Source organism: Pseudomonas sp. SK2, from assembly GCF_016772395.1.
In the GTDB taxonomy this organism is placed as follows: domain Bacteria; phylum Pseudomonadota; class Gammaproteobacteria; order Pseudomonadales; family Pseudomonadaceae; genus Aquipseudomonas; species Aquipseudomonas taiwanensis.
The window spans coordinates 1,843,281-1,869,504 of sequence record NZ_CP061944.1; the positions used below are offsets into that span (position 1 = coordinate 1,843,281).

At 63.0% G+C, this 26,224-nt stretch carries 20 protein-coding genes, 5 tRNA genes and 3 pseudogenes; 15 read left to right on the forward strand and 13 right to left on the reverse strand.

Annotated features, from left to right (window positions below):
- Nucleotides 1-87: 87 nt before the first annotated feature.
- The 4 genes from IF103_RS08150 (at nucleotide 88) to IF103_RS08165 (ending at nucleotide 2,889) form a co-directional block, all read left to right on the forward strand.
- The gene (locus IF103_RS08150; RefSeq protein WP_023379614.1) at nucleotides 88-375 is read left to right on the forward strand and encodes a hypothetical protein; all 288 of its coding nucleotides are present in this window, start codon (nucleotides 88-90) and stop codon (nucleotides 373-375) included.
- Nucleotides 372-1,892 carry a PepSY-associated TM helix domain-containing protein gene (locus IF103_RS08155; protein WP_023379615.1) on the forward strand — a complete coding sequence of 507 codons (1,521 nt, stop codon included), beginning with the start codon at nucleotides 372-374 and terminating at the stop codon, nucleotides 1,890-1,892. Before IF103_RS08150 ends, IF103_RS08155 begins: the two co-directional genes overlap by 4 nt.
- Nucleotides 1,889-2,221, forward strand: a complete 333-nt coding sequence (locus tag IF103_RS08160) for a DUF3325 domain-containing protein (protein ID WP_023379616.1) — start codon at nucleotides 1,889-1,891, stop codon at nucleotides 2,219-2,221. The genes IF103_RS08155 and IF103_RS08160 overlap by 4 nt, the downstream gene beginning before the upstream one ends.
- 128 nt (nucleotides 2,222-2,349) lie before the next feature.
- Nucleotides 2,350-2,889 carry a histidine phosphatase family protein gene (locus IF103_RS08165; protein ID WP_027906782.1) on the forward strand — a complete coding sequence of 180 codons (540 nt, stop codon included), beginning with the start codon at nucleotides 2,350-2,352 and terminating at the stop codon, nucleotides 2,887-2,889.
- Between the two features lie 15 nt (nucleotides 2,890-2,904).
- On the opposite strand, the gene IF103_RS08170 is transcribed toward IF103_RS08165, so the two are convergent.
- From IF103_RS08170 to IF103_RS08180, 4 genes and pseudogenes are all read right to left on the reverse strand, one after another.
- Nucleotides 2,905-3,690, reverse strand: coding sequence for a sulfite exporter TauE/SafE family protein (locus IF103_RS08170; protein ID WP_023379618.1), 786 nt, complete (start codon nucleotides 3,688-3,690; stop codon nucleotides 2,905-2,907).
- A 190-nt stretch (nucleotides 3,691-3,880) separates the two neighbouring features.
- Nucleotides 3,881-4,720 (reverse strand): methyl-accepting chemotaxis protein, encoded by an 840-nt coding sequence (locus IF103_RS25345; RefSeq protein ID WP_409268923.1) that lies wholly within the window; start codon nucleotides 4,718-4,720, stop codon nucleotides 3,881-3,883.
- 63 nt (nucleotides 4,721-4,783) lie between these two features.
- Nucleotides 4,784-5,767 (reverse strand): annotated as a pseudogene (locus IF103_RS25350) (cache domain-containing protein); the annotation flags it as partial.
- 143 nt (nucleotides 5,768-5,910) lie between these two features.
- A complete protein-coding gene (locus IF103_RS08180; protein ID WP_202676014.1) occupies nucleotides 5,911-6,789 on the reverse strand; it encodes a LysR family transcriptional regulator in 879 nt (292 codons plus the stop codon).
- 102 nt (nucleotides 6,790-6,891) lie between these two features.
- Between IF103_RS08180 and IF103_RS08185 the strand changes: the two genes are divergently transcribed.
- Nucleotides 6,892-7,320, forward strand: a complete 429-nt coding sequence (locus IF103_RS08185; protein WP_023379621.1) for a PACE efflux transporter — start codon at nucleotides 6,892-6,894, stop codon at nucleotides 7,318-7,320.
- A 16-nt stretch (nucleotides 7,321-7,336) separates the two neighbouring features.
- On the opposite strand, the gene IF103_RS08190 is transcribed toward IF103_RS08185, so the two are convergent.
- The 5 genes from IF103_RS08190 to IF103_RS08210 all read right to left on the reverse strand — a co-directional run bounded on the left by IF103_RS08190 (nucleotide 7,337) and on the right by IF103_RS08210 (nucleotide 11,834).
- A complete protein-coding gene (locus tag IF103_RS08190; protein ID WP_023379622.1) occupies nucleotides 7,337-8,386 on the reverse strand; it encodes a hypothetical protein in 1,050 nt (349 codons plus the stop codon).
- A 129-nt stretch (nucleotides 8,387-8,515) separates the two neighbouring features.
- The gene (locus IF103_RS08195) at nucleotides 8,516-9,196 is read right to left on the reverse strand and encodes a GntR family transcriptional regulator (RefSeq protein WP_023379623.1); all 681 of its coding nucleotides are present in this window, start codon (nucleotides 9,194-9,196) and stop codon (nucleotides 8,516-8,518) included.
- A 16-nt stretch (nucleotides 9,197-9,212) separates the two neighbouring features.
- Entirely contained in the window at nucleotides 9,213-9,917 is a 705-nt protein-coding gene (locus IF103_RS08200; RefSeq protein WP_104882697.1) for a FadR/GntR family transcriptional regulator, read from the reverse strand.
- A gap of 44 nt (nucleotides 9,918-9,961) precedes the next feature.
- Complete coding sequence (locus tag IF103_RS08205) at nucleotides 9,962-11,272, reverse strand: C4-dicarboxylate transporter DctA (RefSeq protein WP_027906784.1); 1,311 nt, start codon at nucleotides 11,270-11,272, stop codon at nucleotides 9,962-9,964.
- A 247-nt stretch (nucleotides 11,273-11,519) separates the two neighbouring features.
- Nucleotides 11,520-11,834 carry a helix-turn-helix domain-containing protein gene (locus IF103_RS08210; protein WP_027906785.1) on the reverse strand — a complete coding sequence of 105 codons (315 nt, stop codon included), beginning with the start codon at nucleotides 11,832-11,834 and terminating at the stop codon, nucleotides 11,520-11,522.
- Between the two features lie 265 nt (nucleotides 11,835-12,099).
- Between IF103_RS08210 and IF103_RS25355 the strand changes: the two are divergent.
- The 3 genes and pseudogenes from IF103_RS25355 to IF103_RS08220 form a co-directional block, all read left to right on the forward strand.
- Nucleotides 12,100-12,381 (forward strand): annotated as a pseudogene (locus tag IF103_RS25355) (PAS domain-containing protein); the annotation flags it as partial.
- A 795-nt stretch (nucleotides 12,382-13,176) separates the two neighbouring features.
- Nucleotides 13,177-13,665, forward strand: a pseudogene (locus IF103_RS25360) (methyl-accepting chemotaxis protein); the annotation flags it as partial.
- 12 nt (nucleotides 13,666-13,677) lie between these two features.
- Nucleotides 13,678-15,366, forward strand: coding sequence for a putative bifunctional diguanylate cyclase/phosphodiesterase (locus IF103_RS08220; RefSeq protein ID WP_027906787.1), 1,689 nt, complete (start codon nucleotides 13,678-13,680; stop codon nucleotides 15,364-15,366).
- Here IF103_RS08220 and IF103_RS08225 read toward each other — a convergent pair whose 3' ends face one another.
- The 4 genes from IF103_RS08225 to folD form a co-directional block, all read right to left on the reverse strand.
- The gene (locus tag IF103_RS08225; protein ID WP_104881980.1) at nucleotides 15,367-15,852 is read right to left on the reverse strand and encodes an Lrp/AsnC family transcriptional regulator; all 486 of its coding nucleotides are present in this window, start codon (nucleotides 15,850-15,852) and stop codon (nucleotides 15,367-15,369) included. It abuts the gene before it with no gap.
- A gap of 100 nt (nucleotides 15,853-15,952) precedes the next feature.
- Nucleotides 15,953-17,017, reverse strand: coding sequence for an ornithine cyclodeaminase (ocd, locus tag IF103_RS08230; RefSeq protein WP_023379630.1), 1,065 nt, complete (start codon nucleotides 17,015-17,017; stop codon nucleotides 15,953-15,955).
- Between the two features lie 203 nt (nucleotides 17,018-17,220).
- Nucleotides 17,221-22,053: a dermonecrotic toxin domain-containing protein gene (locus tag IF103_RS08235; RefSeq protein WP_202676015.1), complete on the reverse strand. Its 4,833-nt coding sequence runs from the start codon at nucleotides 22,051-22,053 to the stop codon at nucleotides 17,221-17,223.
- Between the two features lie 157 nt (nucleotides 22,054-22,210).
- The gene (folD, locus tag IF103_RS08240) at nucleotides 22,211-23,065 is read right to left on the reverse strand and encodes a bifunctional methylenetetrahydrofolate dehydrogenase/methenyltetrahydrofolate cyclohydrolase FolD (protein ID WP_023379632.1); all 855 of its coding nucleotides are present in this window, start codon (nucleotides 23,063-23,065) and stop codon (nucleotides 22,211-22,213) included.
- Nucleotides 23,066-23,321: 256 nt separating this feature from the next.
- Between folD and IF103_RS08245 the strand changes: the two genes are divergently transcribed.
- From IF103_RS08245 to tig, 7 genes are all read left to right on the forward strand, one after another.
- Nucleotides 23,322-23,398, forward strand: a tRNA-Arg gene (locus IF103_RS08245).
- Between the two features lie 42 nt (nucleotides 23,399-23,440).
- Nucleotides 23,441-23,516, forward strand: a tRNA-His gene (locus IF103_RS08250).
- Between the two features lie 55 nt (nucleotides 23,517-23,571).
- A tRNA-Leu gene (locus IF103_RS08255) sits at nucleotides 23,572-23,656 on the forward strand.
- A gap of 55 nt (nucleotides 23,657-23,711) precedes the next feature.
- A tRNA-His gene (locus tag IF103_RS08260) sits at nucleotides 23,712-23,787 on the forward strand.
- A 57-nt stretch (nucleotides 23,788-23,844) separates the two neighbouring features.
- A tRNA-Leu gene (locus IF103_RS08265) sits at nucleotides 23,845-23,929 on the forward strand.
- Between the two features lie 395 nt (nucleotides 23,930-24,324).
- Nucleotides 24,325-24,624 carry a DUF6388 family protein gene (locus IF103_RS08270; protein WP_027906792.1) on the forward strand — a complete coding sequence of 100 codons (300 nt, stop codon included), beginning with the start codon at nucleotides 24,325-24,327 and terminating at the stop codon, nucleotides 24,622-24,624.
- 247 nt (nucleotides 24,625-24,871) lie between these two features.
- Nucleotides 24,872-26,182 (forward strand): trigger factor, encoded by a 1,311-nt coding sequence (tig, locus tag IF103_RS08275; RefSeq protein WP_023379634.1) that lies wholly within the window; start codon nucleotides 24,872-24,874, stop codon nucleotides 26,180-26,182.
- Nucleotides 26,183-26,224 lie beyond the last annotated feature (42 nt).

Consider the following 26,224-nt stretch of genomic DNA (forward strand, 5'->3'; position numbering starts at 1 on the left):
CCCTTGTGGGAGTCGGCTTGTGGTGGTGACGAACCGCAGCGATCGGGCTGCACGCAGCCCCCTAGGAAAAACACCAAGGACCACTCGATGATCAGAGTCCCCGCCTGGCTGCAGATCCTCTCCCGCAGCTGCGCCGCGTTACTCGGCGGCTACGCCTTCAGTTACTCGGCCACCGCTTGCCTTGCCCGTCTGCTGCCGCTATCGCCCGCCGACGCGGTGATCGTCTCGACCCTGCTGGCATTCGTCCTCTACACCGGCGCCATCCTCTGGGCCTTCGCCAGCCGTGACGCCTTGCGCGCCTGGGCGCCGCTCGTCCTGGCAGCGCCGCTGGCGCTCATCGGGTTCTGGCCCCAGACACTGGAGTGGCTGGCATGAAAAACACGTTCACTCAATCCATGGCCTGGCTGCACACCTGGGCCGGGCTGATCTTCGGTTGGTTGCTGTTCGCCATTTTCGTCACCGGCACGTTGGCGGTGTTCGACGAGGAACTCAATCACTGGATGAAGCCTGAGATCCCGACCCGTAGCGTTTCCCAGGCCGATGCTGCCCGACAAGCGGTGGCCTTTTTGCAGGCGCATGAGCCGACAGCGAGCCACTGGGGTATCAGCTTGCCCACCGAGCGGGCGCCGGGGCTGCGGGTGTCCACGGGGGAGCGCCGCCATGGCGGTGGGGTGCAACTGGACCCGGCAACCGGCGAAGTCATCGAGGTCCGTGACAGCGTCGGCGGCAACTTTTTCTTCCGTTTCCATTTCACCCTCGACCTGCCGCGCAATTGGGGCATCTTCGTGGTCGGAGCCCTGGCCCTGGTGATGCTCGCCGCGCTGGTGACCGGCATCGTCATTCACAAGAAAATCTTCAAGGAGTTCTTCACCTTCAGACCGAACAAAGGCCAGCGCTCCTGGCTGGATTTTCACAACGCCAGTGCAGTGCTGTTGCTGCCGTTTCACCTGATGATCACCTACACCGGGCTGGTGATCTTCATGCTGATCTACATTCCCGCGGGCGTCGATGCGCTGTTCGATGGCAACCACCGCGCTTACTTCCAGGCCCAGGGCAATGCGCGGCTCGAACAACCCCGTGGGTTGACCAGGCAACCCGGCGAGCTGGTGGACATCGCACCCTTGCTGGCCCAGGCCGAGGCCCAGCTCGGCCCGATTGCTGGCTTGAGCATCCGTAACCCCAACACGGCCGGCGCACGTATCGAGATCCGCCCGGAGCTGGGCAACCGCATCGCCCTCAGCAAGGGCCAGGCGATGGTGTTCGATGGCGTCAGCGGCAAGCTGCTCAGCGATGTGCCTGAGCTGCGCCCTGCGCCGTTGACCCAGCGGGTGATGGTCGGCCTGCATTTCGCTCAATTCGGGGGCTACCCGATGCGCTGGCTGTACTTCGCCTGCGGGCTGGTCAGCTGCGCGATGATCGCCAGCGGCCTGGTGCTGTTCTGCGTCAAGCGCGGGCGCCAATACGCCAACAGCGGTGCCGAAGCACGCGGGCTTGGTGGGTACCGGGTTGCCGAGGTGTGCAACATCGGCTTCATCACCGGCCTGCTGCTGGCCTGCATCGGCTTGCTGTGGGCCAGCCGCTTGCTGCCAGTCGAACTGGCACTGCGGGAGCAGTGGGAAGTACGGGCGTTCTTTGGCGTGTGGTTGCTGGCGCTGCTGCATGCGGGTGTGCGCCCGGCCAAGCGCGCTTGGGTCGAGCAACTTGGCCTGGCCGCGCTGCTGTGCGCAGGCTTGGCCTCGCTCGGGGGAGTCGGCGATGCCATCCGTCTTGGCGTGGTGGTCACGGCGCTGGTGCTGGGCGGGCTTCTGGGGGCGGCGGCGTGGCGGGTGCAGCGTAAGCCGTCGGCGCCCAGGCAGGCAAGGGCAGGGCGCCTGAGGGAGATGCAAGCATGATCATGCTGGTCACAGGCGGCGTGCTGTGCGCCTACGCTGGAATGCTCGGGCTGTGCCAGGGCCTGGAGCGCCACTACAAGCAGGTCTGGCAGCGCACCTGCCCCCGGTCGCTTCGTCTGACCCTGCGCAGCGCAGGTTGGCTGGCCTTGCTGGCGAGCCTGTGGCTCTGTGCCCAGGCCTGGGGTTGGGCCATGGGACCGGTGGCTTGGTTCGGTGCGATGTCGCTGGCCGGGATGGCACTGCTGATGCTGCTGCCATACTGGCCACGGCTGGCGGTTGCGTTGGTTGCGCTGGTGCCGGTCTGGGGGCTGCTGCAGCTGTGCTTTTGAGCCGGACGCGAGGCTGCAAGCCAGTCCCTGGCGCGCTGACGCTGCCTTCCGTCACCCTGGCGGTTGCGGTAAAACATCCACAGACGTGCTAAACCAGTCTGCTCAACTCGACCCTCAAGAGATTCCCGGTGAAAGCTGTACGCCTCACACTCATTTGTCATGCCCAGACCGCGGCTCAGCGAGCGGGGCGTTTGCATCGTGCGCAGGATGGCATTCTGGACCACGCCGATCGGCCATTGACCCCTATGCCCGATGTGCGCGTGTTGACGGCACCAGAGGCACGTACCAGGGAAACGGCGGCCTGGTTGTCGGGCGCGCCTCAGGTCGAGGTCGGCCTGGCCGATTGCGACCTGGGTCGCTGGCAGGGCATGACGCTGAAGCAGTTGCAGGCCGAGCAGCCCGAGGCGCTGGCGCAGTGGCTGGAGGACCCTCGCAGCGCACCCCATGGGGGCGAATCCTTTGCCGAGGTGTGCCAGCGGGTGGGCGGTTGGCTGGAGGCGTTCGAGGGGAAGGGGGACTGGTTGGCAGTGACGCACCCTATGGTGATCCGGGCAGTGATCGTTCACCTACTGGGGTGTCCGCTGACAGCGTACCAACGCATCGATGTGTTGCCGCTGTCGCGTCTGGCGTTGAGTTACACCGGGCAATGGCGCCTGCGTCTGGCGTGACGCAGGCGCGTCAGCTCAGAACGCCAGCTTGTAGCCGATCAACAGCAGCATGCCGGCCAGGCAAGGCCGCAGCACGCGGTCGGAGATACGCCCGGTGAGGTGGCTACCCAGGTAGATGCCTGGCAGCGAGCCGAGCAGCAGGTAACCCAGCAGCGACCAGTCCATGTTGCCCATGCCCGCATGGCCTAGGCCGGCAACCAGGGTCAGCGGCACGGCGTGGGCGATCTCGGTCCCCACCAGACGGCGGGTAACCAGGAACGGGTAGAGCAGGAACAACGCCACCGTGCCCAGGGCCCCTGCACCGATGGAAGTGAGCGTGACCATCACGCCCAGCACCACGCCGGTGAGCACGGTGAGGATATTCAGGCTGCGATCGCTCAGATGGTAGTGGTCACCGGCATGGCGATTGGCGAAAGCCTGCAGGCGCGACTTGAACAGGATCGCCAGCGCGGTCAGGATCAGCACCACCGCCAGGCCTTGTTTGATCACCGCATTGAGTGCCGAGGTGTCGGTGTGCAGGGTGCTGAGAAACCACAGCGTCAGCGCGGCGGCAGGCACGCTGCCCAGGCTGAGCAGGCCGGTGATCTTCCAGTCGATGTTCCTGTTGCGGCCATGCACCCAGACACCACTGGCCTTGGTGATGGCGGCGTACAGCAGGTCGGTACCCACGGCGGTGGCCGGATTGATGCCGAACCAAAGAAGAATGGGCGTCATCAGCGAACCGCCACCGACGCCGGTCATGCCGACGATGAAACCTACAACCAGTCCGGCAATGGTGAAACCAAAAGAACCTACATCCATACGCTACTCGACTGCCCAGCTTGCCCGTTTTCGGATGCTGCCCAGCATATAGATTTTTTTATAGCCAAATAGACTTGTTCGTTATTAGGTTATAACTGCGCTGATGCAGCGGCATCCCGATGATGCAGCAAACGCCGGCAAGCCGGACCCTCGTCGAAGGGGGAGCCGCCTTGCCAGCGATGGGGCCGAATCAGATTCGGAAGCTACCCACCAGTTGCTTCAACCGCCCGGCCTGCTGGGCCAGCGCATCGCAGTGACGCAGGGTTTCATTGAGGTTTTCCACCCCTTGCTGGTTCAGTGCGTTGATCTGGGTGATGTCCAGGTTGAGGCTCTCGACCACGGCGGTCTGTTCCTCGGTGGCGGTGGCGACGGATTGGTTCATGCCGTCGATCTCGCCGATACGCTGGGTCACGCTGGCCAGCCGCTCGCCCGCCTGGTTGGCCACCTGCACGGTCTGCTCGCTGGACACCTGGCTGGTGTTCATGGTGTGGACCGCCTCGCGGGAACCGACCTGCAGGCTGGTGATCATGCGGTGGATCTCTTCGGCCGACTCCTGGGTGCGGTGCGCAAGGTTGCGCACTTCATCGGCCACCACCGCGAACCCACGTCCGGCCTCACCGGCGCGGGCGGCTTCGATGGCGGCGTTGAGTGCCAGCAGGTTGGTCTGCTGGGAGATGCCTTTGATCACATCGAGGATCTTGCCGATGTCGTCGGTACTGGCGTTGAGCGCTTCGATCTGCTCGCAGGATTCGCTGATCCGTTGCGACAGAGCGGTCATGGCGTTGATCGCTTCTTCGACCACTTCGCGACCGCCATGGGCCTGTTCGCTGGCACCGCTGGCATGCTGCGAGGCATCGGCGGCGTTGCGGGCGATTTCCTGGGTGGCGGCACCGAGCTGGTTGATCGCGGCGGCAACGCTATTGGTGCGCATGCTTTGTTCTTCAGAACCGATGATCGAGGCGTTGGAGGCGTTGACCACCTTTTCCGACAAATCGTGTACCAGGCGAGTTGCCGAAGACACTTCGCTCATGGACGCGTGGATACGCTCGACGAAGCGGTTGAACGAGGTCGCCAATTCGCCGAATTCGTCCTTGTGTTGCACGGTCAGGCGGCGGGTCAGGTCACCTTCGCCCTCGGCGATGTCACGCATGGCGCGGCCCATGGTGGTCAGCGGGCGCATCAGCACCGGGATCAGCAGGCCCAACAGGCCGGCGATGGCCGCTACCGCGATGATCATGGCGATGACCGCCGAAGTGCGGAACTGGCCAAGCGCGGCATAGGCCTTGTCCTTGTCGATCGACAGACCGATGTACCACTTCGCCGAGGGCAGGCCGCTGACCGGGGCGAAGGAAATCAGTCGTTGCTGACCATTGAGCGTGACATCCTGCATACCGGTGGTGACCCGCAGGCCGCTGCCGGGATAGATGTCCTTGAGGTTCTTCATCGCCTGGTCTTTGTCCGGGCTGACGATCACCTGGCCTTCGCTGTCGACGAGGAAGGCATGACCGATACCGCCGAAGTCGACCGAGTTGATGATCTGCACCAGGGTATCGAGGGTCAGGTCGCCGCCAACCACGCCCATCAGCTCGCCGTTGCCCTTGCGCTTGACCGGGGTGGCGATGGTGACCATCAGGCCACCTACGGCGCCCTGGTAGGGGGCGGTGAGGACGGTTTGCCCGGCGCTGACCGCCGCGCCGTACCAGGGGCGCTGGCGTGGGTCGTAGCCGGCAGGCATCTGTGCGTTGGGACGCTGGGTGAACGCGCCGGTAGCCTGGCCCAGGTAGGTGAAGAGGAAATTGCTCGTGTAGGACGGTTGCTCGATCAGCCCGGCCAGGTTGTCGCCAGCGCCTTGCTCGGCGATGTCCTGGGCCAGGTTCTCCAGCACCAGGATGCGCCCGCTCATCCAGTTCTGCACGCTGCTGGCAGTCAGCGCACCGGACTGTTGCACGGACGATTCGATGTTTTGGGCAATGGTGTTGCGTTGCAGGTAATCGTTGTAAAGCGTGAACAGAGCGAAGGCCAGCACCACGACGGCACAGGCGCTGAGCAGGATCTTGTGGCGGAATTTCAGGTTCATGTTTCGAGACCTTGAGCCAGTGATGGGAGGGCGCTGCGCGCTTGTGACGGGCGTGCGGACCTTTCACCTTTCATATCGGCGTGCTGGGTAAAAAATTGAAACAGTAACAGTGACTTATTGATCCTCTGTCGACGGACGGCAGGTCAGCGTGTAGCCAAGTGTTCGATCAGCATGCGAGCAGCCTGGCGCAGCGGCTGTTGCTTGCGCCAGAAGGCATGGATCGGCAGCTGCAGCTCATTGTGCGTGTTGCGAAAATTTAGGCGCACCAGGCGTCCGGCTTCGATCAGCGGGGCGACCCGGCTGAGCGGCAGATCACCCCAGCCATGGCCGGCTTCGACCATCTGCAGGGCGAGGTCGAAACTGTCGGTGTACCAATGGGTGGCACCGATCGAGGCACGCGGGTCGGCCAGCGGCAGGTCGCGGCTGCGCACCAGGATCTGGCGTACGGCAACCAGGTCCTCAAGATAATGGATGCGCTCTTCGAGCATGGCGCGATGGTTGGGAGACAGGGTTGCCACCAGTGTCTCTGTGCCGATGTGCTGGAATCCTCGTTGGGGGTCTACGTGCAGACCGGCGAAGGCCAGGCAAAGGTCCGCCCGCCCACTGTCGAGCAGCTGCAGGGCATCCTCTTGAGGGGCGCTGAGCAGGGCGATGTCCAGCAGCGGATAGCGCTCGCCCAGGTGGGCGATGGCGGCCAGCAAGGGACGGTGGTCGATGTCCGGGACCACGGCGATGCACAGGCTGCTTTCAAGCCCTTGGGACAGCTCAAGTGCATGCACCTGCAGAAGGCCTAGCTGCTCGGCAATCAGCCGGGCGTGGGGCTCGAGGGCCAGGGCACGGGGGCTGGGCCGCACTTCGCGCGGGCCGCGTTCGAACAGGGTATAGCCCAGTTCGGCTTCGAGGTTGCCGATGGCCATGCTCACCGCCGAGGGTACCCTGCCCAAGGCGCGCGCAGCGGCAGAAAACGAGCCATGGTCGAGCACGGCGAGGAACAACTGGATGTTATCGCTGGAAAAGTTCATGGGCAGCCTCCTGTCAGTCAATCTGAAAGCTGTTGACTTTGCCTGTCAATAAAAATGAATCATCCTTGCGCCCATCGCTTTTGTCATTTGAGGTAACCCCTGGTGCAGGGACTGAAACGCAAACTGGTCTATGTGACCTTCTATGAACTGATCGGCCTGTGCATGTCGACCGTGGGGCTGGCCTACCTGTCGGACACTCAGGCATCGCACACCGGGCCACTGGCGGTGATGATCACCACCATCGCCATGCTCTGGAACCTGATCTACAACAGCCTGTTCGAGTACTGGGAGAGCCGCCAGGCCAAGCGCGGTCGCAGCGTGGCGCGGCGGGTGGCGCATGCCGTGGGTTTCCAGCTGACCTTGGTGGTGTACCTGATACCGCTGATTGCCTGGTGGCTGGACATGAGCCTGGTCGAGGCGTTCCTGGTGGACCTGGCGTTCATCGTTCTGGTGCCTTGCTACACCTTCGTCTACAACTGGGCGTTCGACCGGATCTTCGGCCTGCCGACCTCGGCGATGGCCGTGGCCTGACGCCGCCCAGCCAGCCTCAGGGCGGCAGGCGTATCAATAATGGCTCCTGGCGCTGCTGCACTTCTTGCTCCCTCAGCTGTGGTGCGCTGGCCAGCAAGCTGTCCTCGACCTGGCCGGACAAGTAGTACACCCCCGCCATGGCGCCACTCTGGCGGTTCTCCATCAGCGCCTGCCATTCCTGGTTGAGCGCCACGTTCAGGATCACCCGCAACTGCTCGACCATCTGCGGATGCTCGCGGTCGTGGGTGATCATCCCGTAGCCGGCCGAGACGATCGAAATCATCGCCCCGGCCACCTTGCCCACGGCACTGGCCACGGCACTGGCTATGCCGCGTGGCGCCAGGGTGGCCCCGAGCTTCTCGCTGGCGCGGTCGGCAACCGTTGACAAGCCAATATCGGTTTGCCCAGGGCCTTTTGCTGCTTGCAGGTGCAGGTGCTGGCGCAGGGCCTGCCAGGCGGGCTGCTGTTCCAGTGGCTTGGCGCGCAGCAACTGATAGAGGCTGGCATTGCGTGCCTCGGGCGGGCCCAGGGCGATGGCCGGGATGCGATTGAGGCGCTGGCTGAACTGCTCAGGCGGCGCACGATAGCGGGCGATGATGGCTGGCAGTTGCTGGCCGAGCAGTTGCACGTACAACTCGCAAGCCCGATCACGGATGCCTTCGGGGTTGATCTGTTCGGCCACTGGTTCGATCACCCGTTCGTGATACTGCTCCTGCAGGTACAGGGCCAGGCGCTTTTCCGCAGGCTCCCGGCCTTCGCCACTGTCGAGCTTGTACCAGGCGACCTTCAGGGTCAGCCATTGCTGGGTCCAATAGCCGGTGAACCAAGGGATGAAGTCGCTCTCGGTACGCTGCTGCACTTGCTCTTTCCATACCCGCATCGACCGCCGGGCATAGTCATTGGCCGAACCGGCGGCGCCTACCGAAGCCTCGATCAGTTCCTGGTCGATGCGTTGCCAGATGGCGGGCGTGAGCGCCACGGGCGGCGGTGGCGGCGCTGGCTTGCTGGCGCAACCGCCGAGGGCCACCAGCAGGCAGATCAGCAGTGAGGGAATGCGCAGCGTCATGCGAGCGCCTCCCTGATAAGTGAAGGGGGTTCAACGAGTATAGGGGGCGCATTCGGTGCCTGCCTTGCAGCCCATCGCGACGGCGCGTCGCCGCGACGAGCAGCGGCGATGGCGCAAAGGCGGTGTGGATCACTCGAGTTCGAGCTTGTCTTCCAAACGGTCGAGGTGCTGGTGCATCAGGGTCAGCGCTGTTTCCTCGTTGCCGGCTTCCACGGCGTCGATGATCGCGGCATGTTCCTCCCAGGCGCAGTGTTCGCAGCACGGTGATTCGTAGCGCGCGATGATCAGCGAGGTCATCGGTACCAGGCCGTTGAGAAAGCGCGCCAAGGGGGCGTTGGCGGCCACTTGCGCGAGTTTAAGGTGGAACTCGCCCCCCAGTCGAATCGCCGCACAGCGCTCGCCACGCTCGTGGTGCAGGCGTTCGCGCTCCACCAGCGAGCGCAATTGGCGAATGTGCGAGGGCTTGGCGCGCTGGGTGGCCAGGGTGATCAACGTCGTCTCCGCCAGGCGTCGGGCGCTGAGCACCTGGCGTGCTTGCTCAGGGCCAGGTGCGGCCAGGTGGGCGGTGTGGCTTGGGCGCTGAACCACCACTTGCTGATCCGACAGGCGCCCCAGCACCCGGCGAATCACCGTGCGGCTGACGCCGAAGGCATTGCCCAGCGCTTGCTCGGGCAGCAGGCTGCCCGGTGGCAGGCGCTGCTCGAGAATGGCGTCGAACAGCCGGGGGTAGATCTGATCGGCCGACAGGCGCGTCTCGCCAGCGGCGAGCAGGGCAGGCAACTGAGGGGCGGCTTGGGCGCAGGCGGTCATGGTCGCTCTCCTGGGGTCATTGGCTGTGATGTTCGTCCGGGATGTTCAGCTCGATTCCCATGCGCTGGCCTTCGGCCAGGATGTGCCGGCGCATCTGGGCGCTGGCCTGGGCGCTGTTGCGATCACGGATGGCCCGCACCACGGCTTCGTTCTCCTTGAGTCGGGCGGCCAGGTGCTCGGGGGAATTGCGTAGCATGTCGGCACTTTGCTTGAGGGCATTGCTGGTCTGCTGTACCACGCTTTGGAAGATCGGGTTGGTGGTCAGGGCGAACAGCGCCTCGTGGAAGGCAATGTAGGCTTTGACACCGGCTTCGCTGTCATCGGCCTCGAGGGCCTCGCGCATGTCCATCAGGGTCAGGCGCAATTGGCCAATGTCCTGGCTGTTGGCCGATTGCGCCACCAGGCCGACGATGAAAGGTTCGAGGGTGTAGCGCAGCTCCAGCACGTCGGCCAGGCTGGCCGGTGCCGTGGAATCGGCACCGGGCTCGGTCACCATCGCCTCGGCATCGAGTACCAGAACCCCCTTGCCCGGCATGGCGCGCACAAGGCCCAGGGTTTCCAGCACGGTGACGGCTTCGCGCAGGCTAGGGCGGCTGATGCCCAGTTGCTCGGCCAGCTCGCGTTGGCCAGGCAACATGTCGCCGGAGCGCCACTGGCCCCGTGCAAGCGCCTGGCGCAGTTTTTCCACCACTGAGTTGACGACGGTCGATGAGCTGATCACGGTTCGCTCCTGGAGGGGCCGGCATCATTGCCGGCCACACTCGGTCAAAATTCCTGTTGATGGGCGTTGGGCTGCTTGCGTGGGGTGTGGGCGAAACCCGGCTTGCCATCGAGCACATTCTGCGCACGTTGCATGTCGATGTCCTTTTCCCATCGGGCGATGGCCACGGTAGCCACGCAGTTGCCGATCAGGTTGGTCAGCGCCCGGCCGATGCCCATGAACCAGTCCACCGCCAGCACCAACACCAAGCCCACTACTGGAATCGCCGGTACGGCGGTCAGGGTGGCAGCGAGGATGACCAGCGCCGAACCTGGGATGCCGTGGGCTCCCTTGGAGGTCACCAGCGACACCAACAGAATGGTCAGCAGGTCGGTCATCGCCAGCGGTGTGCCGGTAGCATTGGCAATGAACACGATGGCCAGGGTCAGGTAGATGGAGAAGCCGTCGAGGTTGAACGAGTAGCCCGTCGGAATCACCAGGCCGACGGTGGAACTGCCGATGCCCAGGTGTTCGAGCTTACGCATGATCTGTGGCAGCACGGCGTCGGAGGAGGCGGTGCCGAGTACGATGGTCAGCTCTTCGCGCAGGTACTTGATGAACGGCAGCAGCTTGAGGCCCGACAGGCGCATCACGGTGCCGAGGATGATCAGCACGAAGCCCGCGCAGGTCAGGTAGAACAAGGCGACCAGCCCGCCCAGGTGCTGCAGGGATTCCAGGCCGTACTTGCTGGTGGTGAAGGCAATGGCGCCGAACACACCGATGGGGGCCAGGCGCACGATCATGCCCATGATGCGGAACACCACATGGCTCAGCTCATTGATCAGCCGCGAGATACCCGCCGCCGAGTCGCCCACCAGGTTCAGGGCACTGCCGAACAGCACCGAGAACAGCAGCACCTGGAGGATGTTGTTATCGGCGAAGGCACCGACCACCGACGTCGGGATGAGGTCCATGAAGAACGCCGTGGCGCCATGGATGTGCTGGCCACGTTCGGCCAGGCTGCTGGCGTCGGCGCTGGACAGCTGCTCGAGGTGAATGTTGGCGCCGCTGCCGATGCCGCTGGTGAAGGCGAAGACCAGGCCGATGACCAGGGCGATGGTGGTCAGGATCTCAAAATAGATGACGGACTTCAGGCCGATTCGCCCGACTTTCTTCAGGTCGCCGGCGCCGGAGATTCCACTGACCACCACGCAGAACACGATGATGCCGATGAGCATCTTGATCAGCTTGATGAAGCCGTCGCCGAGGGGTTTGAGTTGCAGGGACAGGTCGGGGAAGCTGAGGCCGCAGGCAATGCCGAGGGCAAGGCCCAGCACCACTTGCAGAAAGATCGAACGCGAGCACCATTTGAGCATGGGAGGGGTCTCTGATCGGTGTCCTTGCTTCGATGCCGCGAGGGCGAAAGAGCGCAGGACTTAATTATTGTGGTCTTACCGGTTTGTTCAGTGCAGGGTCATAAAAGCGCGAAAAATCCGACTTTGCAAGGAAATTCGGCCTTACCGGTCTGACCAGTTATGGGGCATTGTGGCCTCACTGGCTCTAGTTCGGTGCACATAGCGTTGCGGGCCTGGTGGGGCGCCCGCGCGGATGAGGCGAAAGAGTTCAGGATTTGGCCAATGCCTGATCCACTGCTGCAATCAGCTTGCCAAGCGCCTTGGGCGGGGCCTTGTGAATCACATCGAACAGGTACGCTCGCTGCTCGTCTTCATCGTCAGGCTCGCAGAAGAAGACCTTGGGCTTGATGCCCAGAACGTCGGCGAAGGTTAGCAGGGCGTCGATGCTGGGGGTGTAGGTGCCGGTCTCGAAGCGGCTGATGGTCTTGGGGTCGAAGCCGGTCTGCTCGCCGAATTGTGCCTGCGTCAAGCCTGCCAGCTTACGGTAGCGGCGCAGGGCAAATCCCAGAGCTGATCTCTTCATCAATTAATTCCCATTTAGAATCAGGAACTTACCGGTATAGTTTGGTGTAAGGCAACGCTGCCTTGGATCACATTTGCTTGATTTATGTGATGGTATTCGTAGAATTCGCACTTTGACCGGCCAGTCATTATCGGCTCTCGCTCTATGCTCGACCCGAGGCTGCAAGGGGCTCAGGTGCTCTGGAGCGTTGGAGCCCCACGATGTGAAGCGGTTCCGGTGTGTCCGATGAGCGCGGCGCCGGTTTTCTTGTGAATGGAGTCCCATCGTGCGTGTCAACCTGCCGGTTACACCGGTCGAGCAGCGTTTCCCCGAAGATCAGCGACTGATATCGGCCACCGATACGGCCAGCCTGATCACCTACTGCAACCCAGAATTCGCTGCCATCAGCGGCTACAGCGAAGCCGAGCTGATCGGCAGCCCGCATAACCTTGTGCGGCACCCGGACATGCCTGAGGCGGTGTACGCATTGATGTGGCGTTACCTCAAGGCCGGTAAAAGCTGGATGGGGATCGTCAAGAACCGCTGTCGCAACGGCGATTTCTACTGGGTCAATGCCTATGTCACGCCGATCCTGGAAGATGGGCGGGTGGTCGGTTACGAGTCGGTACGGGTCTGTCCGACCCGCGATCAAGTGCGTAGGGCCGAGGCGTTGTATGCGCGCTTGCGCCAAGGCAAGTCGGCGTTGTCGACCGGCCGTCGCCTGGCATTGCTGGGGCAGGCGCTGGCACTGCCGATGCTCGGTGGTGCCCTGGCAGTGGCGGCCAACCAGTGCTTGCCTGGTGCGCTGGGCCAGGGCGTGACCTTCGCGCTGTTCGTGGCCTACGGCCTATGGGGACGCAACGATTTGCGCCGGCAGTTGCAGCGTGTGATCCAGGGCGCAGACGGTACCTTCGCGGACCCGATCGCAGCCTTGACCTACAGCGACCTGCCGGGCGCTGCCGGGCAGTTGCAGTTGATCCTGGTCGGTGAGCATGCGCGACTCAAGACAGCGCTGACCCGCCTGAGCGATCTTGCCGCGCAGATGGCCGTGGCCGCCGCGCAGGCGGGGCAGTTGTCCCGTGGCACTGAAACCGCCCTGCTCAAGCAGCGCGCCGAAACCGACCTGACCGCCACCGCCATGACCGAGATGGCCGCCTCGATCGGTGAGGTTGCCAGCCATGTGCAGTTAACGGCCAGTGAAGCCCATACCGCCCATGGGCTCGCCGAGCAGGGGAACCGGGTCGCCGACTCGACCGGTACGGCTATTCGCAACCTCGCGGCCACCGTTGGGCAGATCAACCGGGCGGTCACTGACCTTGCGGACCAGACCGACGCCATCTCCGAGGCGGCCGGGATGATCCGCGCCATCGCCGAGCAGACCAACCTGCTGGCACTGAACGCGGCCATCGAAGCGGCCCGTGCCGGTGAGCAAGGGCGTGGGTTCGCGGTGGTGGCCGATGAGGTTCGGGCGTTGGCCGACAAGACCCGCCAGTCGACCCTGCACATCCAGGGCGTCATCGACACGTTGCGCGAGGGCGCCGAGCAGGCCGTGGCCATCGCCAGCCAGGGCATCGAAGGGGCCGAGCACGGTGTAGCCCAGGTGCAGGAGGCGCAACAAGCGTTGCAAGGTATACGCGAGGCGGTGCAGCGAATCAGCGACATGAGCCAGCAGATGGCGACGGCCTCGCAGCAGCAGTCTTCGGTAGCCGAAGAGGTGTCCCGGCAAATCAACGGGGTCGCTGGCATCGCGCAGCAAAGTGCCCATAGCGCCAATGCCGCCGCCTCGCGCGGCGCCGAGCTGGAACAGGTGTGCGCCGGATTGCGCGCCCTTGTGGAGCGCTTCAACCGTTAAAGGCAGGATGCTATGGACGATATCTATCGCGCGGCCGTGGACGCGGCCGCGATCTTTTCCGAGACCGACCTGCGCGGGCGAATCACCTACGTCAACCAGCAGTTCTGCAGTATCTCTGGCTATAGCCGTGAAGAACTGCTCGGTGCCAATCACCGTATTCTCAATTCAGGCCTGCACGAGCCGGAGTTTTTCCTGGGCATGTGGCGGGCCCTGGTCGCAGGGCGGGTGTGGAAAGGCGAGATCTGTAACCGGGCCAAGGATGGCTCGCTGTACTGGGTGGACAGTACCATGGTGCCGCTGATCGACCCCAAGACTGGCAAGGTGCACAGGTACGTCTCGATCCGCTTCGATGTCACTGAAAAACGCCAGTTGCTGCACACCCTGCAATGGCGTGTCGGACACGATGTGCTCACTGGGTTGCCCAACCGCGCGTACTTGTCCGAGTTGCTCAACCAGGCCCTGGCGTTTTCCCGTCGCGAGGACATTCCGTTGGCGGTGTGCATGCTCGACCTCGACGGTTTCAAGGCGGTCAACGATGGCTACGGACATGCCGCGGGCGACTTGCTTCTGGTCGAGGTGGCCCAGCGGTTGAGGAGCATCCTGCGCGGCGGTGATGCAGTGGCAAGGCTGTCGGGCGATGAATTCGTGCTGATCCTGCGTCATGTCGATGGCAGTCAACAGTTGCATGCCGCCTTGCATCGGATACTGCACGCCCTGGCTGCGCCTTATGTCATTCGCGAGCAGCGCCTGGCGCTCAGTGCCAGCGTTGGCGTGACGTTGTTCCCACAGGATGACGAAGATGCCGATACGTTGGTACGCCATGCCGATCAGGCCATGTACGTGGCCAAGCAGCGCGGGCGCAACCGGTATCACATTTTCGATGTTTCCCAGGAACTGGAACTCAAGGCGACGCACCAGACGGTCGCGCAGGTGCGCCGTGCGCTGCGCCAGGGCGAGCTGTGTCTGTATTACCAGCCCAAGGTCAACCTGCACAGCGGCCAGGTGCTGGGTTTCGAGGCCCTGCTGCGCTGGCAGTGCCCAGGCCGTGGACTGGTATTGCCAGGCGAGTTTCTGCCCTTGGTCGAACAGACCGACCTGATCGTGGAGATTGGCGAGTGGGTGATCGAGCAGGCGCTGCACCAACTGCGTCGATGGCAACGCGAAGGGCGTAACTGGTCGCTGAGTGTGAACATCGCCGCCCGACATCTGCAGCGCAATGACTTTGCCGCGCGGCTGGCGCAGTTGCTGGCCGAGCACCCAGGCATTGACCCCACTCGGTTGGACCTGGAGATCGTCGAGTCGGTGGCGCTGGATAATCTCCAGCACGTCAGCCGTTGCTTGGACGCGTGCCTGGCGCTGGGGGTACGTTTTTCGCTGGATGACTTCGGCACCGGCTATTCGTCCTTGAGCTACCTGAAGCGCCTGCCGACTCAGACCATCAAGATCGACAAGTCGTTCGTGCGCGACATCCTCCATGACCAGGATGACCTGGCGCTCACCGGGGCGGTGATCGGCCTGGCACGGGCCTTTGGCCGCGAGGTCATCGCGGAGGGGGTGGAAAGCGTCGAGCATGGGCGGGTGCTGATGGAGCTTGGTTGCGCACTGGCGCAGGGGTATGGCATCGCTGCCCCGATGCCAGTGGGCGAGGTGGCGGCATGGGCGCAGGCCTATCGACAACCGGAGCCATGGCGCTCGGCCTGATCACGGCAGTGGGGCCATGCTCTTGACCGCCGCCAGCTCCGGGTGCGCCACCAGTTTGTCGATATGCAGGGCGTCATCGTTCATCCAGTGTTCGGTAAGGACCCGGTAGTGCTCCATATCCCGACAGCGCATGCGCAGGCTGTAGTCGAAATGGCCGCTGATCAAATGACACTCGTACACTTCGGGGCAACTGCGCATGGTGGCCTCGAAGGCCTTTTGTGCAGCGCGGCCGCTCTGGTTGGAGAGTGCCACCAGTACCAGCAACGAGAGCCCAGGCGATACTTTCTGCAAGTCGATGATCGCTCCGTATCCACGTATCACCCCACGTCGCTCCAGTTTGCGCACACGCTCCAGGCAGGGGCGTGGGGTGAGGTGAACAAGGGTGGACAGCTTCTCGAAAGTGATGCGGCCATCGTGCCGTAGCACGTCGATGATCGCCTCGTCGATGCGGTCCAGGGGGTGGTTGGAATCGGCCTTGGTGTCCATGCGCAATGGCTTCATTCAGCGGGAGGCATGGACAGGTTAGGCGGTAATTCCGCAACTGTCGCTGCAGGGAAAAGAGGGGCCGTCGTGCGGCCCCGCAATATCAGGCGATTGCGCAGCTGGCTGGGTGTGCCGCTCGAATGCCCACCCTGCGCGGTTGCAGCAGTGCGTATAGATCTTTTGGGTTCTCCAGGGTCGGTACCAGCTCGATGTCCTGCCCGATGTCCAGAGCTTGGGCGCAATCCAGTACGTAACGCAGGGCCGCGTAATCCTCCAGGGCAAAGCCGACCGAGTCGAACAGTGTCACCTGACGGTCATGTTCGCGGCCAGGCACCTGGCCCGTCACCACTTTCCAGAATTCGGTGACGGGCAGGTCTGCCGCCGCCTGCTGGATCTCGCCTTCGATCCGGCTCTGTGGCTCGTACTCGACAATCACCCGCGCCGCTTCGACGATGGCCCGGTGCAACTCAGTCTTGCCCGGGCAGTCACCGCCCACGGCGTTGAGGTGCATGCCCGGTTCGATCATTTCCGGGGTAAGGATGGTGGCGTAGGCTTTGTCGGCAGTCACCGTGGTCACGATGTCGGCGCCGCGCACGGCCTCGGCGACCGAGCCTGCCACGGTCAGCTTCAGGCCGGGACGATCTGCCAGGTTGGCCACCAGCTTGGCGGTGGCGGTCGGGTCGATGTCGTACAGGCGAATCTCGTCGATACCCAACAGTGTTTTGAAGGCAATGGCCTGGAACTCGCTCTGTGCGCCGTTGCCGATCAAGGCCATGCTGCGGCTGTCCTCGCGGGCCAGGTAGCGGGCGGCCAGGGCCGAGGTGGCTGCGGTGCGCAGTGCGGTGGTCAGCGTCATTTCGCTGAGCAGCACCGGGGCGCCAGTGTCGACGCGGCTCAGGGCGCCGAACGCCATCACCGTCAGCAGGCCGTCGCGGGTGTTCTTCGGGTGGCCGTTGACGTGTTTGAAGGCATACAGGTTGTGATCGGAAACCGGCATCAGCTCGATCACTCCGTCCGGCGAGTGATTGGCCAGGCGCGCGCATTTTTCGAAGTCCTGCCAGCGCAGATAGTCCTGGCGAATGTACTCGGCCATTTCCACCAGGCAGGTCGACAGACCTTTGCGATTGACCAGGCGGGCGAGGTCTTGCACATCGATATAGCGGGTCATGGGGTTCTCCGTACAGCGGCGCACCTGAGCGTCGGGTGGGCTCTCAGGGTGGGCTGTAGGTATATTTTCCGACAGGCACTGTGCAAAAGCTGGCTGTGCGCAGGGCGGGGCTCAGCCGCAACAGCTGAAATCAAGCGCCAGGCAGCCGAATCGGCTGTGGGCGGCCCTGGCGCGAAGCTCGCCCAAGGCCTGTGCAGGGAACCTCACTGCGTGTTGAACATTGTCATCGCCAGCTGTCGATACAGGGCGTCTTGGGCGTCGCGACGGGTGCTGAGCAGCAATCGGCCAGCCCGTTCGTACAGCTCGCTTTCGCCGCTGTACCGTCCTGATACCAGGTCGATACGTTGCAAGATGCCTTCAATCCGCCACCTTAAGCCCTGTACTGCGGAGGTCTCCCGCTCCAGGGCTTCGATGAATCTCGGTGGCACGGCCGGTCCGGTGTAGGGCGCGATTGCCGAGGTCGGCTCGGTCAAGTCGGTGTAGTACTCCGAAGCCGCCTGCCACTCCCGGGCCAGTGCCTGGAAGGCCTCAGGGTAAAGCCGTTGCACCCAGGCGCGCCAAAAGGGTTGCTCGCTTGCCCAGCGCGCCAGGAAAGCCCCATCCACCTCGGCCAGTACCGCCTGGGCAAGGTGCTCCAATGTGCCCTCGCTCAGTTGCGCCAGGTAGCCGAAAGCGATCTGCGCCGGTTGATCGGGTAGGCTCAGACGTTCACGCAAGGCGATGCGTGCGACCAGGGCTATTTCGATTTCGTCGGGAGGGAGTTGAGGGTCGGTCAGTCGCTCATCGCTCATGTCATCGTCGGCCAACAGCGCTGGAGCGGCCTGGCGCGCGGCCTCGTCCTCGGCTGCGCTCAAGGCTTGGCGTCGCGCCCGGCGGGCGTTGTACAGGGCGCCGACCCGTTCATCGAGACATGCTTGGCGTGCCAGGCTGGTGACCACGGAGACAGCGACAGCCTCGTCCGATGCTCCGGTGTGGGAAGTGGCTACGCAGCGCCACACCGCGACTTGCGTTTCCACTCGCTGGAACAGCAGGCTGGCCTGATCCACGCAGGCCTCGGCGGCATCGTTGATCTCGGCGGTGACTTGTTCGAGCAATTGCGCGCGTCCCCAGCCAGTTTCCCCATCGACAAGATCTTCGGCGGTCAGGGTGCTCAGCACATGGACGATTCGCTCGCGGGTGAGGGTTGGGTTTGAGTGATAGTCCGGTGTTTGGACCATGCGCTCGACCAGGCGATACAGCGCGGACCAGGCGGGGTCTTCGGCATGGGCTTGACGGTGCGCGTCGAGTTCGGCGGGAAGCTCGAGGGCCCAGGGTTCTTCTTCCAGGACGTCGAGGTCAGGGATGGCTTGGAGCCCGGCATTGACCAGCCTGAGCTGGGCCTGTTCGTCGAAGGGGTTGTCGTCGAAGTCATAGTAGGTGCCTTCCTCGCCACTGCGAATGGCTTCGGCGAAGGCTGTGTCGCGCAGTTCGGGCGCGTCAACCAGGCGGTTGCCGCTAAGGTCTAGCGAACGCAGCACCAGGGGGCGCTGATCCATCAAGCCGACGAGTCCCACGGGCCACTGCGTGATCTCGACGCGGTCGAGGTCGAGGGTGTGCAGTCGCTGCCACCCGGTCACGTCAGGCGCGAGGCGCAGCGGGTTCTCGCCCAGGCGCAACGACTGCAGGTGATTCAGGCGTGCCAGCGCGGTGCGGCTTTCCGGGGTCAGGGTGATTTCGTTCGACCCCAGGCTCAGCTCGGTCAATGCAGGCCAACCTTGCAGGGCATCGAAGTGTTCGGCCTGCAGCACCAGATTGTTGAGGTCTGCCTGTAACGAGTACAGGTGCTGCAACTGACCGAGCCGTTCCAGGGCCTGGGTGGGCAAGTCTTCTAGCGCGTCGGTGAGGTTCAGGCGTTGCAGGCGAGGAAGGTGCGCCAGAACGTCGAGGTTGCGAGGCGTGTCCAGAAGCAGGAAGTTTTCCGACAGGTCCAGGGACTCCAGCTGAGTCATCTGGGTCAAGGGTTCAGGCAGCCAGCGCAGCAGATTGCTGGAAAGATCCAGATGGCGTACGCCAGGAAACGCCTGCAGGAATCCATCCAGATTGGCAGCTTCACCGGCGCGTGAACCGACCACGATCAGCCAATTCACGTGCGTCAGGCGTACCGGCAAGGTTGGCAGAGAGCCCAGGTGTTGCACCTCGAGCACCAATTCGACCTGATCGACTTGCGGGCTTTCCCGTCGCCATGCCTGGCGTATGCGACAGGCCGCCTCGGTGCGAGCGATGCGGCGCTGTTCGATGGCGCCCACCATAAGCCCTTCTGCGTCATTGACCCAGGTGTCGAGCGTAGTGCCAAGGCGTTGGTACTCTGTTCGCAAGCCTTCGAGCAGCCTGGTGAACGCGCCGGGTGCGTCTCCGGCCGCCTGGCGCAGGCGATAACGCAACCATTCGCGATCGCCTGGCTCGCGGCTGGGAAACAGCATGTCGAACAACGCGTCGTCATTCGCCCAGCCTTGGCCGCGGCCGCTGAGTGGATAGCCTATGCGTCCTGTTTCCAGAAGGCGCGTGGGTAATTGGTAGAGCTTGCGTACCGGAGCCATGCCCAGCAGGCGGGCAGCATTGTCGCGGTCGGCGGCGGCTTTTTCGAACAATGCATCGCGTAATGGCAGGGGGTCGTGTATCTGCAGGTTCAGCGCTGTCCGCTCGCTGTCCGGCAAGGCATCGAGCAGGGCTTGGTAAAGGGTCCTGTGACCGGACAATGATTCTGCGTGCTCGTCATAGGGTTGGTAGCTTTGTTCATGGCGCACCAGGGTCTTGACCGGTCGACCGCGCGGGCCGGCAGCGTTGATAAGCCGGCCGTGCAGACTGCCTTCGCGCAACTCGATACGTACCGCGTTGCTCCAGCCAGGTAACTGCTCCAGGCAACCCAAGGCCAGGGCATCGCGATCCTGCCAGGGGCCGCTGTCCTGGTAAAAACGCAGCAAGGCGCGGTTGATGCGAGCTTCGCGCAGGTACAGGCGAGCTGTCTGTGCAATGGCGATAGGCAGGCGGCCACTGCGTTGCAGATGGTCCAGGTCGCGGTTGCTGGCTTTGGCAAGGATCTCGGACTTGGCCCTGAGACTCAGGGAAGGAAAATCGCGTCCGAGGACGACCATGCCGGTGTTTGTCGGCCCAGGTGTTGCGGCATCCGTTGCGCCAAGTGCCTGCAGGTTGTCGAGCAGCAGGGCTGGGGCGGCTTCCTGATCGACCACCACGCGGCGCACGGCTGCATCGCTGAAACTGCTGCTGCGCAGGGCCCGTAGCAGGGTTTCGTCACTCACCGCGACGCCACTGTTGCCGATTCGGCGCATGAGCCTGGCGGTGGTCCAAGCCAGAGGTTGCTCGTGTTCGAGCAGCCAAGGACTGTGGCCGTTGCCCAGCAGGCGAGGCTGATACTGGTGGCCTCTGGCGGTTGCGAGACGCCAGCCATGGGCTGCTGTTTTTTCGAGCGGAAGGTGGTTGCCTTCCAGGGTGAGCCAGGGACGGCCCTGATGATGATGCAAGCCTTTGGTTGCCGGAGCGCCTGGTGGCCAGGGCGCTTCTCGGCTGAAAGGCAGCAGGTCTGCATGCCAGAGGCGTTGGCCAGAGGGGCCTGGAATGCGTGTCCAGTTCTCCAGCGGGCCAGTCAGACCGATTGCCGCATGAGCGGCGCCCAGTACGGCAATCTGCACCAGATTGTCGAACACATCGAACAGATGGCCGATGGCCGCATCGGTTTCTCCCTCGTTGAGTGCATGCACGCCTTCGAGAAACGCGTTCACGATCTGCGCGCCGCCGACCACCAGCATCAACTCGCCCAGCGCCGGCACGAACAAGCTCGCCACATTCAGTGCGGTCAGGCCCACGCCCAGCCAGCCCAGCAGGCGTGCCTGCCCGATCGCAGCGTCGAAACGCGCCGTGGGTACGACCAGCGTCACGGCATCGGTCAAGGCGACCTGCACCTGGCTGCTGGCTCGCTGTTCGAAACAGTCACCTGTCCAGGGCGTGAAGGTCAGCGTCAGGCGGGCATTCTTGTCGAGGGTCTCCTGCCATACGTCGTGGGGGGAGGGGAACAGCCGTTTGATCCAACTTACCGACTCGCCTTTTTCCAGCACAGGTGGCGTTGGGTAGAGCAGTGCGTAGGGGTAACGAGGGTAGAGTCTTTGCCGCAGTCGGGCAGCGAAGGCGGGTTGTTGCGCGTGGCTGACGAAGCGGTTGAAGAACAGTCGGAAGTCCTCCTGCCATAAACGGTGGGTAAGCGCTGTGCCGGCAGCCTGCAGGGAGGGGTACTGGCGTACTGCGCCCGAGGGGTCTGCGGGCAAGTAGAGCAGGCAGGGCTCTTGCTCGTCGCGTGGCTCCAGTCGCACCAGCAAAGGCCCGCTCAGGGGGACGCCGAGAACGCTCAGGTAGCCACATTGAAGGCGTCTTGTACCGGTCAGTGAGCGCACTTCGTGCGAGCCTGCGAGCGCGGCTTCGCCCAAGGATTCCCCGCGGCTGTCGATCCGTCCTTGCAGGCGAGCGTAGGTCAGTTCCGCCGCGAAGGCTGCGTGGTCCTGCCCGCGAAGCAGGGCGCGAAAGTCATCCGTGTCGATGTGTTGCCGCAGGTGGTTCAGGTAGCGTTGGCCAAGGTCAAGATTGCGCACGCCTTTGACGAACAGCGTGGTGTCTACGGCCATGGGCTCGAGGGCGTCTTCGGAGGCATAAAGGCGGATGGGCGTGTCGTCGGCCATGTTCTGCATGGCGGCTTCCAGCCAGGACATCATGCGTCGATGAGCGGGCGTGCGGTCGGCCAGCACGGCCGTATCGGGTGAAGGGAGCGGTATGTCCGGATACCAGCGGGCGAGGGCTTCGTTGAGCAAGGGGCGACAGAAGGCTTCCACCGATTCGAGGGGAGTCATGGCCTCGTGCAGTTTTCTCGTGGCCTTGTGGCTGTGCTGCACGCGCTTGCGCAGGATCTGGCGTTGCTGTTTGGTGGCCTCGGTCAGCCAGTCGGGCAGGCGCTGCTGAATCAGCGCCAGGTGGTGAGGTTGCAAGGTCTGCATGGGCTGCTCCTGATGGGGGGGGAGCAGTGAGGCTAATGGCGATGCGGCGAATGCCTTGCGTACAGTGTTAGCACCAGGGGCCGGGTTTGGCGCGGTAGGGCTCGCCAACGAAAACGGCACCCTCTGGGTGCCGTTTCACGTCGTGCGCCACGTGTGCTTACTTGTGCAGTTCTTCCGCTGCGTACAGCGTGTTCTCCAGCAGGCACGCCCGGGTCATCGGCCCGACACCGCCTGGTACCGGGGTGATCCAGCCTGCGCGGGGCAGGGCGGTCTCGTAGACCACGTCGCCGACCAGCTTGCCGTCGTCCTGGCGGTTGATGCCGACGTCGATGACGATGGCGCCTTCCTTGATCCACTCGCCCTTGACCAGGCCCGGCTTACCGGCGGCCACTACCACCAGGTCGGCACGGCCAACGTGGCCGGCGAGGTCCTTGGTGAAGCGGTGGCAGACGGTGACGGTGCAACCGGCCAGCAGCAGTTCCATGGCCATGGGGCGGCCGACGATGTTGGAGGCGCCGACGATCACTGCGTTCATGCCGTAAAGGTCCTGGCCGGTGCTGTGCAGCAAGGTCATGATGCCTTTGGGCGTGCATGGGCGTAGCAGCGGGATACGCTGGGCCAGGCGGCCGATATTGTAGGGGTGGAAACCATCGACATCCTTGTCCGGGCGGATCCGCTCAAGCAGCAAGGAGGCGTCAAGGTGTGCGGGCAGCGGCAGTTGCAACAGGATGCCGTCGACGGCCGGGTCGTCATTGAGGCGGTCGATCAGGTCGGTCAGGGCTTGCTGCGTGGTTTCGCTGGGCAAGTCGAAGGCCTGCGAAATGAAGCCGACCTCTTCGCAGTCCTTGCGCTTGTGCGAGACATAGACTTGGGAAGCGGGGTCGGTGCCGACCAGGATCACCGCCAGGCCTGGAGTGCGCAGGCCTTGCTGGCGACGCTCCACGACACGTTGAGCGATCTGCTGGCGCAGGTTGGCGGCGATCGCCTTGCCGTCGATTAGGTGTGCAGTCATAGACGCGTGATTAACCATCGAGAAAGGAACATTAAAGAGGGCGCATTCTCGCACGACATGGCCAAAGGGCAAAGGCGGGTGGTCGGGCAAATCCCCTAACCCCTTAAATAATTTAAATTTTTTAGAAAAAGGTGTTGACGGTATTCCCGCTCGTCTATAAGATTCGCCGCACTTGTCGGGTACGACCTAGCACGGGTTGGCAAGGTCGGGCAGAATGAGTGGTTTGTTGGCTCGTTCGGTCAGGCACACTGCTTATGCGCCCGTAGCTCAGCTGGATAGAGCATCCGCCTTCTAAGCGGATGGTCGCAGGTTCGAGTCCTGCCGGGTGCGCCATTAGGCTGCTTGGGCGAGCAAGTAAGGCTGTATAGCGATATGGTGGGCGTAGCTCAGTTGGTAGAGCGCTGGATTGTGATTCCAGTTGTCGTGGGTTCGATTCCCATCGTCCACCCCATATTCTTCAGAGGCGCCTTGATTGCATGATCTGGCGCCTTTGTTTTAAGCGCTACGCGGACGTGGTGAAATTGGTAGACACACTGGATTTAGGTTCCAGCGGCGCAAGCTGTAAGAGTTCGAGTCTCTTCGTCCGCACCATGCTTCTGTAAGGTTGTAACACGGTTGTAATGTAGTACCGCAAGACCGCAATATGGTGGGCGTAGCTCAGTTGGTAGAGCGCTGGATTGTGATTCCAGTTGTCGTGGGTTCGATTCCCATCGTCCACCCCATATTCTTTAAGGGCGCCTTGATCGAATGGTCGGGCGCCTTTATGTTATCTGCTGTATGCGGACGTGGTGAAATTGGTAGACACACTGGATTTAGGTTCCAGCGGCGCAAGCTGTAAGAGTTCGAGTCTCTTCGTCCGCACCATCTTTTGCATTGAAAAGCCGCTTATTGCGGCTTTTGTGCCTTTTGGGGCGTGTCTTGAGTTGTTGGCTGGTGCGGGTATCGAGCGCCGCCCACGCGGCGCATCGCGAGCAAGGCTCGCTCCTGCGTCTGTTTCGGGCCGGTACCGCCAGTGACAGACGCGCGCGACCGCCTTGTTTGACGACGCGATATCGCGTCGAGTGCCGAAGCGTTTGAGCGCAAATCTCGCAGGAATGATTGGCCCGAAACGAACGTAGGAGCGAGCCTTGCTCGCGATGCGCCGTGCGAATTGCTGGATTCCCTCCCCCCTTGCAATCCTCTGGTGGCGCCCCAATAAAAGCTGTTAGATTTCAGCCGGTTGAAACACCGGACCATCTGGCCGGCAGAGGAACAACCCAATGATTGCAAAAGAAGCCCGTCAGGCCCTGGCGCTGCAGCGCTTCGCCGAAGCCAATCCGCAGCTGCTCGAAGAGATTTGCGAGCTTGATGCCCGTGAGCAAGCCCAGCAGATCGAATGGGCCTTCGAGGATGCCGCCGAGGAGCAGGGTATCGAGCCCTGGGAGCTGGCGCTGCAGTTGATCGCCGAAAGCCCTGAGCAACTGCAGGCGATGCGCCTGGAGACCCATCGCGAAGTGGCCGAGGCGCTGGGGATGGAGTGGGAAGAGTACTGCCAGTTCAACGAGATCGACCCTGAGTAAACAGTGTCGCTTGCCCTGGCAGTTGTTTGACAAGGTATTTCGGTTGTGTGCCGCCCAAGGCGTCGCGCAGCCTCCTTATATAGAAGGGCCCGGCGGTGCGCCGTGCGGGCCTTGCAAGTTAATCGACCGGCGTGGTTTTCCGTCGTCCCGGGTGGGGTGACTTCTGGTGCGCGACTCACTAGAATGTTTGCCCTTGATTCTGGAGTCGGGCTATCGCCGGCTAACGTCTGTGCAACGAGGAATATCCATGCAAGTTTCTGTTGAAAACACTTCCGCTCTCGAGCGCCGCATGACCATCGCCGTTCCGGCCGAGCGCGTCGAGAACGAAGTCAACAAGCGTCTGCAGCAGACTGCCAAGCGCGCCAAGGTCGCGGGCTTCCGTCCGGGCAAGGTGCCAATGAGCGTGATCCGCCAGCGCTTCGAGGGCGATGCCCGTCAGGAAGTCTTCGGTGACCTGGTCCAGGCTTCCTTCTACGAGGCGGTTGTCGAGCAGAAGCTGAACCCGGCTGGTGCTCCGTCCGTTGAGCCGAAGTCCTTCGAGAAGGGCAAGGACCTGGAATTCGTCGCTGTCTTCGAAGTCTTCCCAGAGTTCACCGTTGCGGGCCTGGAGTCGATCAAGGTCGAGCGCCTGAGCGCCGAAGTGGCTGACGCTGACCTGGACAACATGCTGGAAGTGCTGCGCAAGCAGAACGTGCGCTTCGAAACCGTCGAGCGCGCCGCCGAGAAAGACGATCAGGTCAACATCGACTTCGTCGGCAAGATCGACGGTGAAGCCTTCGCCGGTGGTTCGGCCAAGGGCACTCAGCTGGTGCTGGGCTCCGGCCGCATGATCCCAGGCTTCGAAGATGGCCTGGTAGGCGCCAAGGCTGGCGAAGAGCGCGTTGTCAACGTGACCTTCCCAGAGGACTACCAGAACCTGGACCTGGCTGGCAAAGCCGCCGAGTTCACCATTACCGTCAACGCCGTTGCCGCGCCTCAGCTGCCAGAGCTGAACGAAGAGTTCTTCGCCCAGTTCGGTATCAAGGAATCGACCCTGGAAGGCTTCCGCGCCGAAGTTCGCAAGAACATGGAGCGTGAGCTGCGTCAGGCGATCAAGAGCAAGGTCAAGAACCAGGTCATGGACGGTCTGCTGGCCGCCAACCCGATCGAAGTGCCGAAAGCCCTTCTGGAAAACGAAGTCAACCGCCTGCGCGTCCAGGCTGTTCAGCAGTTCGGTGGCAACATCAAGCCTGAGCAGCTGCCAGCCGAGCTGTTCGAAGAGCAAGCCAAGCGCCGCGTTGTGCTGGGCCTGATCGTCGCCGAAGTGGTCAAGCAGTTCGAGCTGAAGCCGGACGACGTCAAGGTTCGCGAGATGATCGAAGAAATGGCTTCGGCTTACCAAGAGCCTGAGCAGGTCATCGCCTGGTACTACAAAAACGACCAGCAACTGAACGAAGTCCGTTCGGTTGTGCTGGAAGAACAAGTTGTAGATACTGTTCTGCAGAAAGCGACTGTGACCGACAAATCGGTCTCGTACGAAGAAGCAGTAAAACCAGCACAGGCTCCAGCCGCTGAGTAATACGTTTCTCTCGTAGGAAACCCCCACAAGCCAGCCTTCGCG